This is a genomic window from Thermobifida cellulosilytica TB100 (genome assembly GCF_001517975.1).
In the GTDB taxonomy this organism is placed as follows: Bacteria; Actinomycetota; Actinomycetes; order Streptosporangiales; family Streptosporangiaceae; genus Thermobifida; species Thermobifida cellulosilytica.
This window is the reverse complement of sequence record NZ_KQ950185.1, coordinates 53,809-64,963: the sequence shown is the minus strand read 5'-3', so window position 1 is coordinate 64,963 and position 11,155 is coordinate 53,809. Positions and strand designations below refer to the sequence as shown.

Sequence of the window (11,155 nt, the reverse complement as noted above, 5' to 3'; positions counted from 1 at the left end):
ATCCGGCGCCCCCCGATATTTCCCCTCTTACCCACCCGCACGCTCTCCCGATCTCGCGGGCGGCGGCACGGCCACGCCGACCGCCGCGGACGGCACCCTGCTCATCGACCCGGAGACCGGACTGCCCATCGGCCAGGACGGCGCGGCCGGAGCCGGGGCCTCCCCCGTCTCCGCCATGCCGGTGTCCCTCGCCTCCCGCACCGGCTGGACCCTCCAGCACACCCTGATGGCGCTGGCCGGACTCGCCCTGCTCGGCGCGGTCGTGGGCCCGCCGCTGGTGTCCCGGCTGCTCGACCACCGCAGAGGGAGCGCGACACAATGAGCGCCCACGACGAACTCGACCACTACCGCAGCGACCGGGCACTGGGGTACCGCAGCTGGGATTCCTACCGGAGGCGCCGCCCCCGGACCGCCGGCGCGGCGGTCGTGCTGACCCTGTCCGCCGGCCTGCTCCTGGCCGGGCCCGCCGCCGCGCCGGGCCTCGCCGACGACACCGGCCTCACCGACTCGGCCGTCACCGTCGCCTGGAACGACGGCACCCGCGACCCCGACGACCCCATGTACGAGGACTTCAAGGACCTGGAGGTCACCGTCTCCCAGACCCGGAACCTCGTCAACCAGGGGGTGCGGATCACCTGGCGGGGCGCGCGGCCCACCGTGCCGGGCGACCGCGGCGTCCCCAACCCGCCCACCAAGTTCGGCAGCCACTTCCTGCAGATCATGCAGTGCTGGGGGGACGAGTCGGGCCCCACCCCGCAGCAGTGCCACTTCGGCAGCCAGAACGACCCCGGCGGCATCGACGCCTTCGCCCTGTGGCGGCTGAGCTCCACGAGGTCCACCACGCCCCGCGACCCGCTGGGCAGCGTCGACGGCTCCTTCCGCACCCGCGACGGGCAGCTCCTCCCCTACGAGGAGACCCGGGTGTTCCTCAACCGCAACACCACCAACGAGATCCCCGCGGCCTACACCGGACCGGACGGCACCGGGGCGATCGTGTTCGAGACCCTGACCTCGGTGGACGCCCCCCACATGGGCTGCGGGCAGCCGGTCCGGGGCAACGACGGGACCGTCACCGGCGAGTCCTGCTGGCTGGTGATCGTGCCGCGCGGCTCCCACCACGTCGACGGCTCCAAGGCCCCCTACCAGACGGACACCCCGTTCTCCCCGAGCTACTGGCGGAACCGGATCCAGGTGCGCCTGGACTTCGACCCGGTCACCAACGCCTGCCCCATCGGGGCCGAGGAGCGGCTGACCCTCGGCTCGGAGCTGGCGGGCGCGGCCATGCTGTCCTGGCAGCGGAAACTGTGCGGGGACAACGGCACCGTCTACGGCTACAGCAGTGTCGGCGACCCCGAGGCGCGGCGCATCCTCGCCTCCGACACCAGCCCCGTGGGGCTGGCCTTCACCCACCGCCCGGTGACCGGCGACCCCGACATCGTCCACGCGCCGGTGGCGGTGTCCGCCCTGACCGTGGCCTTCCACCTGGAGGCGAACCGCGGGGAGCGGGCGGGAAGCGTCATCCGGGAGCTGCGGCTCACCCCCCGGCTGCTCGCCAAGATCCTCACCTATTCCTACCAGGACACCGTTCCGGGCGGGGTGTGGGGCAGCCCGGACGCGCAGCACGTGGCGGACGCGCCCCGGTCGCTGTACGCGGACCCCGAGTTCCAGCAGGTCAACCCGGAACTCGTGGGCCTGTTCAACCCGAACGGGAGCTGGCCGCTGCTGGTGGTGCAGGGCCAGTCGGACGCCGCCTGGGCGGTGTGGGAGTGGATCCGCGCCGACGAGGAGGCGCGCGCCTGGCTCGGCGGCGAGCCCGACGAGTGGGGGATGACCGTCAACCCCCACTACGCGGACCTGGACCTGGACGCCAACGGGGCGCAGAGCTTCCCGCAGGCCGACCTCACCTCCTACCAGCGGCCCCCGGCGGAGTACCCCTACGACGTCACCTCGCTGCGGCCCCAGGTCGGCTCCCTGGCGACCGCCGCGCGGATGGCCCTGACCGGGGACACCGGCCAGCGCACCACCTGGGACGGGCAGCGCCAGCCGCCCGGCTACGTCTCCGCGGAGCGGCAGCTGATCGGCAACAGGCTGATCCTGAGCCTCACCGACACGGTGTCGGCCGAACGCTACGGGCTCTTCCAGGCCGCGCTGCGCAACCGGGCGGGGGAGTTCGTCGCCCCCGGCGTGGAGAGCATGGCCGCCGCGGTCGCCGCGATGGAACCGGGCGCCGCGCCGGGCACCCTGGCCTTCGCCCCCGCGGTCGAGAGCCCCGACGCCTACCCGCTCACCCTGGTCGTCCACGCCGCGGTCGACACCGCCGGGGACGGCGACCCCGCGGCGCTCGGCGAGTACGCCCACCTCCTCGCCTACGCGGCGGACCGGGGGCAGGACCCGGGGCAGGCGCCGGGACAGCTGCGGCCGGGCTACCTGCCGCTGCCCGAGGAGCTCCGGGAGACCACCCGGTGCGTCGCCGAGCACCTGCCCGGCAAGGACGTGGCGCGGCACTGCTACGGCGCTTCCGGCGGAGGCGCGCAGGACCCGCCGGCTCCGTCCGGGGCGGGCACGCCGGGCGGCGGCTCCGCCGTCCCCGTGGCCGGCGACGGTACGGACGGCGGGATCGTCCCCGTGTCCGGCCCGGCGGCGGACGGCACACGGGGAGGCGGAGCGGCGGGGACGGCGGACCCGGACGGTGACGGGGACGATCCCGCCCCGTCACCCCCGCCCTCCCCCCAGCAGGTCGCCACGGTCGCCACCCCGGCCACCAGCCTGGGCTGGACCAGGTGGGCGCTGGTCGCCGCGGGCCTCCTCGGACTGCTGGGCCTGCTGGCGGGACCGGTGCTGCTGCGCTTCGGCCCCCGGCGGACGGAGCTGTGACCGACGGTCCTTCGGCGGCGCGGTCCCGGCCGCGCCGCCGAAGGACCGCGCCACGGGACGCGCCCGGGGAGAAATCCCCGGCGCGCAGCCGTTTCCACCGGAATTCTCTGAAAGAGATTACCCGCCAATTGAGACCAATTGAAACATTCCTTCTGTTCATATTTCCGTCACATTCGATTTCTCGAAAAAAATATCCGGCGGATACAGAATCGTGACCGTCCGCAACGGGCGGACGGTCGCCCCGAGAACGGGGAGACCCTGGGTTCTCCGCTTCCCTGGAGGAAGAGAAGATGTCCCGTTTCCGCATGGTTGGCAGAATCGCCGCGGGTCTGGCCGCCACCGGCCTGGCCCTGGGCCTGGCCACGGCTCCCGCCGCGGCCGACCCCGTCGGTCCCCCCACCTACCGTGACCTGGCCGGCGCCGGGTCCGACACCACCCAGGACGTCAACAACGCCCTGGCCGCCGCGATCCAGATCGGCGGCTCCCCCGTGCTCGGCTCCTACGACGCCCGCGGCAGCGCGACGGTCAGCCCCAAGGCCGACGCCCACTGCCAGGACATCTACCGCCCCAACGGCTCCAGCGACGGCCGCAACGCCCTGATCGCCTCGATCCAGGGCGTCGGCTACAAGGGCGACCCCGACATCAGCGGCTGCTGGGACTTCGCCCGCAGCTCCAGCGCCCCGCCCGCCTCCGAGCTCAGCCCCGACGGCGACCTGACCTACATCCCGCTGGCGCTGGACGGCGTCGGCTACGCCACCCTCTCCACCAGCTACCTGCCCGGCAACCTGACCGTCGCCGAACTCCAGAAGATCTACAAGTGCGAGACCACGCACTTCTTCGGCCAGCCCATCACCCCGCTGCTGCCGCAGTCGGGCTCGGGCACCCGCTCCTTCTGGCTGGAGACGATGGGCATCACCGAGGCGCAGCTCGCCGCCGGCGACTACCCCTGCATCGACCAGCGCGGCGACACCATCCAGGAGCACGACGGCACCGCCCTGACCGGCAACGGCCAGATCGTGCCGTTCTCCGTCGCCCGGTACATCGCCCAGGGCAACAGCCTGCCCGGTGTGGCCGACCGCCGCGGCAACGCCGTGCTGCGCAACGTCAACGGCGTCTCGGCCACCGTCACGGAGAACGGCAAGGTCGTCGCCAACCCGGCCTTCCCGATCACCCGCACGGTCTACACCATCGTGCCGACCGCCGCGGTGACCGACCCCTCCCACCCCAAGTACCAGCTGATCAACGACGTGTTCGTGGACGACGGCACCTCGGGTGACACCGCCCTGGTGCCCCACGCCACCGGCATCATCCAGGACTACGGCTTCGCCCTGGCGCCCGACGCCGGCGACACCAGCCTGCGCGCCTACCCGAACATCATCTGACCCCGACGGACCGGCGGCCGGGCAGCTCCGGCGCCCGGCCGCCGGCCACCGCACCACCCCCGACCGTCCTTCTCCCGATCCCCGAAGAATCCCCCACCACCGAAAGGGACTGACATGCGCAAGAGTGCAGCCGCCGCCCTGCTCCTCGGGACGCTGCTGGGCACCGCCCTGATCGCTTCCCCGGCCCACGCCGACAGCCTCGCCACCACCGACCGCGCCGAAGCCGTCGAGCAGGCCGAGGCACAGGGGTGGCGCCGGGGCTCGACCAGCTTCCACGGGCTGCTCTGGTTCGACCGGTTCCACGGCCGTACCGACCGGGTGTTCCCCGCGGTGCAGACCCTCGGCGTCTGCGAGCCGGGCCACGGCCGCTTCACCGGGCTCATGGCCGGCCCGCTCAACGGCGACCTCGCGGACTTCGGCTTCCTCGCCCCGGTCCAGGCCGAAGGCGGCTACGACCAGGGCCACAGCCTGACCGTCGAGGGCGCCTACACCCTGGACGAGGCGCTGGGCGGCGACGCCGCCGACGGCGTCCACGAGGTGCGGCTCAGCTGCCTGAGCGAGAACGGCGAGGTCAGCGAGAAGCACTTCGCCGCCGCGATCCTGGTCGGCGGCAAGCAGTGGATCTACGCCGGACCGGTGCGCAGGTAGGCCCCCGGGGCCGTGCCCCGCGGGTGCGCCGCCCGGTCCACCGGCCGGGCGGCGCACCCGTGTCCCGGCACCGCGGCCCCCGTCCGTTCCCCGTCATTTTCATTACCGCGGATCCCCGCGAACGCCACGGAGTTCTCCCCGCGAAATCGCCGCCAATTGAGATAATGGCGGTATTCACCGCAGATTCATGCAGAATTTCGGTGGACGGGGATTTGATGGGAGACGATCGCATCCGTCATCGCGGAGGAATCCCACCGTCGAAGAAGACCACCGGGACGCTCCGAGAAGAGCGGCGGAAAACGCACGGGTCCGCCCCGGCGGACGCGGCGGCACCGCACCGGCCTTCGGACGGTTCCCAGGCCGACCACAGCCGTTCGACGCACGGCCTTCCCACCGCCGGACGTTCCCGCTGCGTCCCGACGGCCCGGACGACGGCCGACGTCGGCTCCACCCCCTCACAGGAAGAGGAACACCGACCATGAACTGGCGAAAAGCGGTAGGCGCGTGCGCTGCCGCGCTCATCGCGGCGGGCGGGAGCGCCCTGGTCGCCACGTCCGCCACCGCCGACGTCCTCGGCACGATCGAGGCGGACCGCGACGGCGGCACGGTGACGGACAACCCGTTCGCCGTCCTCACCACCTCGGGCAAGTGCCCCGGCTTCGGGCTGCTGGTCCTCGACAAGGCCGCCGATCCCGTCGAGATCCCCTCGGACCCGTCCCGGTGGATCGCCCCGTTCAGCGCCGGAGACGGAGACACGCAGCACACGATCACCCCCGGCAAGTCGATGGCCGAGGCCCGCTCCGACCTCTCCGACGGCATGTGGGAGCTGCGGGCGCTGTGCGCCACCGACGACGGGAGCGCGATCGCGGGCCACTTCGCGCTGCCCATCCGCATCACCGGACAGGACTGGGAGGTCGTGCAGGTCCAGGCGACGACCACGGAGCTCGCCGTCACCCCGGCCGGACCGGTGGAGGAGGGCACCGAGATCACCCTCACCGCCACCGTCACCCCCGCCGAGGCGGCCGGCACGGTCAGCTTCCGCGCCGGAGGGACCGCGCTGGGCGAGGCCGAGGTCTCCGGCGGCACCGCCACGCTGACCACGTCCGAACTGCCCGCGGGCAAGCACGCCCTCACCGCGGAGTTCACCCCCGACGACCCGGAGCGCTACTCGTCCAGCAGCGCCGAGGAGGTTCCCCTCACCGTCACCGCCGCCGCAGGCGGCGACGAGGATCCGCCGGGGCCGGTCTTCTCGGTCGTCGACGCCGACGGCAACGAACTCGGCCCCGACCCCGAACTCGCCCCCGGCCAGACCATCACCATCACCGCCCCCGGCTTCGACGCGGACGAGACGGTGAACCTGAAGCTGACCACCGAACCCTACGGGGACCCCGCCCCCGACCCCGCGCAGTCCCCGGCCCCCTCCGCCTCGCCCAGCGCCTCCCCGAGCCCCGAGCCCACCCCGCCGCCGGCCCCGCAGCAGCCCCTCGTGCGGGAGTTCGAGGCGGTCGTCGCCGACGCCAGGGGCGTGCTGGAACTGGAGTTCACCGTCCCCGAGGACCTCGTCGACGGCGACCACCTGCTGACCATGACCGGCGCCGACAGCGGCACCGTCAAGGAGTTCGCCTTCCACACCGGCAAGCGCCCCGCCACCCAGACCCCGCCGCCCGACGACCGCAACGGGCCGGGCACCGGCAACGGGGGCGCGGTCGGCGGAGGCGGCAGCGGCGGCAACCTCGCCAAGACCGGCGCCGCGCTCTCCGGGATCGTCGCCACCGGAGCGCTGCTCACCGCGGCCGGGTACGGCCTGATGCGGTCCGGCTCCCACCGCAGGATGCTGCGGTTCGGCGAGACCGGCGGCACCGAACAGTAAGCCGACCGCCCCTCCCACAGGCGGCGCGGCCCAGGCGGGCCGCGCCGCCCCGCCGTGGTCGGCGCGAGGGGACCGCCGCGGCGGACCGAGCCGCCGGGGCCGACGTGCCGTGTCCGCTCCCAGGCGGCCCCACACCCACAATGGTCACATAAAGACAAAGATTATTTACTTTCTGTGATAAACAGGTAGTCGTGGGCCCTCACTGGAGTCAGGTCAAGCTCGTCGCCAAGCTCCTCTGCGCCGCGCTGGCGTTCGTCGTGGGAGTGGCGCTCGCCGGACACGAGGCGGGGCTGTGGCACTTCTCCCCCTACGAGGAGTTCCGGCTCGCCGCGGCCAGCATCGCGCTGCTCTTCCTCACCACGGCTGTCTCGGCGGTCCAGCAGTGGCGCGCGGACAGCGCCGAGGTCAACCTCCGCAACGTGCAGCGGGGCGTGGCCCACGCCCTCACCGCGCTGCTGTTTCGGATCCAGGACGAGACCGGCATCGACGTGCGCGACCTGGCGGCAACGGTCCACCTGCGCGTCCGCACCGGCGTGTGGCCGCGCCGCCGCGAAAAACTGGTGCCGCTGACCCGGGTGCGGTTCCGGGCCACCAGCGCCGCGGGCACCACCTGGCGGCCCGGGGTGGGGGTCATCGGCCGCTGCGTGGAGCTGGGCAAACTGCTCGTCGTGGACGTCGCGGAGCTGGACCGGCAACTGGAGGGGACCACCGAGGAGGAGTGGCGGGAACTACAGCAGCGCGAACGGCAGTCGCCTCCCGAACAGGCCCTCACCCTCGGCATGAGCTACCGTGAGTGGCAGCGGGCCCGGGGCAAGTTCAGCGTCATCCTCGCCACCCCGCTGATCGGCCAGGGCGCCACCCGGTCGAAGATCCTGGGGTGCGTGTCGGTCGACGTCATGACCCCCGATCCCGTTCCCGACAGCTACCGGCTGCTGTCCGACGAGGCCGTACGGTTCGCCGCCAGCGCCGCGGCGCACGAGATCAGCAACGTCCTGGCCGCCTCCACCTGATCCCGGTCGCACCGCGGCCGGAGGAGAGACGAGGGAGCGTGAACGACCACCGGAGAACCCCGCCCCGCATCCTGGTCGCCGATCCGGTGCGAAGCGCGCAGTCCGACAAGCTCCTCTCCGAGGAGATGGAACGGCTCGGCGCCCCCTCGGCGCTGGGCGCGGCCCGCCTCGCCGCCTCCCGCGACACCGGGGACGCCCCCGCCCTGCGCCGCCTGTTCTCCCGCCGCCCCCGGTGGCGCTGACCCGCGCGGCAGGCTCGCGCCGCCCCGCCGGTCAGCCCGCGACCTCCATGCAGTAGCGCAGCACCACCAGGAAGAACCGGTCGGCCTCCACCTCGAAGCCGTCGATCGCCGCCGCGCCGACCGCGGCGAGCACCGGATCCCGGCTGGACGCCAGCGGCACCAGGTGGGACGTCGTGTCGTCCCGGAAGGCGAGGATGTCCTTGTCGGGGAAGACCTCGCCCACTCCGGCACACGTGTCGCGCAGGTCCACCGTGCCGGGCTCCACCCGCTGCCGCAGCTCCTCCCGCTCCTCGGCGGAGACCAGCGGCACCCGTTCGAACGCCTGGACGACCTCGCCCCTCAGCAGCAGCGCGACGGCCGCCACCGGGACGAGCAGGGCAGCCGCGCCGGACCGCCCGACCACGGGAGTACCGCCGCCGACAGCAGCCCGGGAACGGCCCAGCCGGGAGCGCAGCGCCGCCGCCGCGGCCGCGGCGGGCCAGCACACCACGAGCAGCACCGCGGTCGCCGACATGCCCATGCCCGACTCGGCGAACTGGTCGAGCAGTGCACCCGCCGCAACCGTCCAGCACCCCGTGCCCGGCTCCGTCAGGCACACCGAGCCCTGGACCACCGCCGTGATCGCGAACGGCTCCAGGGACGCCGCCACCAGCAGGACCACCGCGACCGCGCTCAGCACCACGCCGATACGGCCCCGGCCGCCGAAGAGGGCCCCCAGCGCCACGCTCACCGCGACCGCGAGCAGCACGCCCGCGACGATGGTCCACAGGTACAGCAGGGAGCCCGTCTCCGGCCCGATCGTGCCGCCGGAGGAGGCCACCCGCCGGACCGTGAGGAACATCAGCGCCGTGCCCGCCACCGTGTACCCGGCCGCGACGCCCAGCCCCAGCAGCGGCGCCGCCCACAGCCGCCGCAGGCGCCCCGGGTCGGCACCGACGGGGGCGGCGTGCACGAACAGCGCCGCCGCCAGCAGGCCCACCGGCAGATACCACGTGTGGAAGGTGGCGAACACGGCCCCCCACACCGCCCACAGCACCCCCAGCTCCGACTCCCCCAGCATGATGCCGCTGCCGATGTTCCACAGGGCGAGCAGGCAGCCGAACACCGCGGCAGCACAGCCCAGGCCGACCAGGCAGGCCAGGCGTCCGCGGCGGGCCGCGGCCAGACACAGCCGGGCGCCCAGCGCCACCCACCGCAGGAACAGCAGGCAGCACAGCCACAGCGCCGCGGCCGACAGCACGGCCAGCCCGGGGTGGGCCGCCAGCAGGTCGGTCCACCGGTAGGCGAACTCGTGGGGAACGGCCTGGCCCAGCAGCACGCCCGCGGCGAGCAGGGCCGCGGCCCGCCGCAGCGCGGGCGGCCGACGGCCCGCCGCGTACACCGCCTGCCAAACCACCGCCGCGACGATCGCACCCACCGGGGCGCCGAGCAGCAGCGCCGCCGTGCCCACGCCCAGCACCTCGTCCCGCTCCAGCAGCAGCGTGCAGACCAGCCCCAGGTGGACCTGTCCGACGCCGAGCAGGACCCCGGCGAGGAACAGGTCCCCGCCCCGGATCCGGGCCAGGCCGCGCGGGTCGTCGAGCACGGCGCGCCGCGCACCGGGGTCGGGGTGCCAGCCGAACCACCGACGCCACCGGGGCACGCTCCGCGCGCCGCGGGCCATGTCCGCGAAGGCGTCCCGCAGCGCACGGGCCACGGAGGCGTCCGCGGCGGCCCGGACGTCGGCGTAGTGCTCGCGGGTGCGCAGCACCAGCGCGCGGGTCAGGTGCAGCAGGAACAGCGCGGTCGCGGCCGCGGCCAGCGGCGCCGCCACGAACCGGAGCAGGAGGTCGGGGGTGGCGCTGTCGGCCGTGGCCAGGACGAGGAGCAGGTTGACGCCCACCGGCGGCACCAGCAGGAGCAGGAACGCCTGCCAGGCCGCCATGGCCAGGTAGGTGAGGTCGACGTCGCGGTTGCGCAGGTGGGCGAGTTCGTGGCGGACCACCGCCCGGACCGCGGCCCCGGAGGGGGTCTCGGCGTCCCAGTCCACGAGCAGGGCGCGGTCCACGGCGATCCAGTACCTGCCGAACGCCCCGAACACCCGGGCCCCGCCGGCGGTGCCGGGGGTGACGAGCGGGGTGAGGCTCTTCGGTCCGCCGCCGGGCACCGCGCCCAGTTCGGCGGCGACGATCCGCGCCGCCTCGGCCGCGCCGTCCTCCGGCAGCGGCCGCAGCTTGCGGCGCAGCAGCGCCGGGTAGGCCGCGTAGATCGCGACGGTGAGCACCGCCCAGGCCGGCGCGCTCGCGGTGTACCCGGCCGCGGCCAGCCACTCCTGGCGGACCGAGCAGCCGAGCAGGCCGTCGAGAAGCTCCCGCGCGGTGCGGTCGTCGACCGCGGAGCGGGCCCACTCGGCGCAGGACGGCATGGACGACAGCGGACTGTCGAGGAACACGGCCAGGTACGGCAGGTACCAGAACCCGACGTACATGGCGCCCAGGCTCGCCGCCACCACGAGCAGCACGAACCGGGCCCCCGTGGCCGAGGGCAGCAGGAACGGGTCGTAGCCGGTGCGCCCTCCCGGGCCGCGCGCAGCGGTCTCAGTCGTCATGGACGTCCCCCGACAGGGTGGTGAGCTCCTCCACGATCGCGCGGGCGAGCTCGGCGGCCCGGTCGGGGTCGATGCCCGCGCGCAGCGCGTGCCGGGTGACGGCGGCGACGACGCCGGGCACCTGCTCCGGGGAGAGCGTGCCCACCGGGGAGCCGGGATCGGCCACCGGCGGCCGGTACAGGTGCAGCCGCACCATCGCCCAGTTCCAGGCCCGCTGCCACCACGGGCGCACCGTCTCGGTGAGGGACTCGGTGACCAGCTCGTTGAGCACCGCCAGCACCACGCCGGTGACCACCCCGATCACGAGCTCCCCGAAGCCCAGGGGGTTGTCGCGGGCCCGGGCTCCGACTCCGCCCCTGGCGAAGAAGTCGTCGCGCAGTACCGGGTAGCGGACCTCCTCCTCGGGGGCGCAGCGGGACACCACCCGGTGCGCGACGGCGTCGAGGGTCCGGACCGGATCCGGCAGGGGGAAGGGAGCGGCCACGCGGGAGACCTCCGAGGCAGAAGAGGGCGCGTCGGGTCCTGATCCTAGTCAGAACGTC

At 74.0% G+C, this 11,155-nt stretch carries 9 protein-coding genes; 7 read left to right on the top strand and 2 right to left on the bottom strand.

What is annotated here, in order from left to right:
* The 7 genes from AC529_RS20600 to AC529_RS15985 all read left to right on the top strand — a co-directional run.
* Positions 1-322: hypothetical protein (locus tag AC529_RS20600; protein WP_198156456.1), on the top strand; the 322-nt coding region annotated here is incomplete at its 5' end.
* Complete coding sequence (locus AC529_RS20595; protein WP_068758164.1) at positions 319-2,874, top strand: hypothetical protein; 2,556 nt, start codon at positions 319-321, stop codon at positions 2,872-2,874. The genes AC529_RS20600 and AC529_RS20595, both read left to right, overlap by 4 nt.
* Positions 2,875-3,179: 305 nt before the next feature.
* A complete protein-coding gene (locus AC529_RS16005; RefSeq protein WP_198156455.1) occupies positions 3,180-4,256 on the top strand; it encodes a substrate-binding domain-containing protein in 1,077 nt (358 codons plus the stop codon).
* A gap of 114 nt (positions 4,257-4,370) precedes the next feature.
* Positions 4,371-4,904, top strand: coding sequence for a hypothetical protein (locus AC529_RS16000; RefSeq protein ID WP_068758161.1), 534 nt, complete (start codon positions 4,371-4,373; stop codon positions 4,902-4,904).
* A 478-nt stretch (positions 4,905-5,382) separates the two neighbouring features.
* Positions 5,383-6,774 carry an Ig-like domain-containing protein gene (locus AC529_RS20590; RefSeq protein ID WP_068758159.1) on the top strand — a complete coding sequence of 464 codons (1,392 nt, stop codon included), beginning with the start codon at positions 5,383-5,385 and terminating at the stop codon, positions 6,772-6,774.
* Between the two features lie 191 nt (positions 6,775-6,965).
* Complete coding sequence (locus AC529_RS15990) at positions 6,966-7,784, top strand: hypothetical protein (protein WP_068758157.1); 819 nt, start codon at positions 6,966-6,968, stop codon at positions 7,782-7,784.
* A gap of 38 nt (positions 7,785-7,822) precedes the next feature.
* Complete coding sequence (locus AC529_RS15985; protein WP_068758154.1) at positions 7,823-8,026, top strand: hypothetical protein; 204 nt, start codon at positions 7,823-7,825, stop codon at positions 8,024-8,026.
* Positions 8,027-8,057: 31 nt separating this feature from the next.
* Here AC529_RS15985 and AC529_RS15980 read toward each other — a convergent pair whose 3' ends face one another.
* Entirely contained in the window at positions 8,058-10,613 is a 2,556-nt protein-coding gene (locus AC529_RS15980) for a M48 family metalloprotease (protein WP_068758152.1), read from the bottom strand.
* Positions 10,603-11,097 carry a hypothetical protein gene (locus tag AC529_RS15975; protein ID WP_068758149.1) on the bottom strand — a complete coding sequence of 165 codons (495 nt, stop codon included), beginning with the start codon at positions 11,095-11,097 and terminating at the stop codon, positions 10,603-10,605. The genes AC529_RS15980 and AC529_RS15975 overlap by 11 nt, the downstream gene beginning before the upstream one ends.
* Positions 11,098-11,155: the final 58 nt, after the last annotated feature.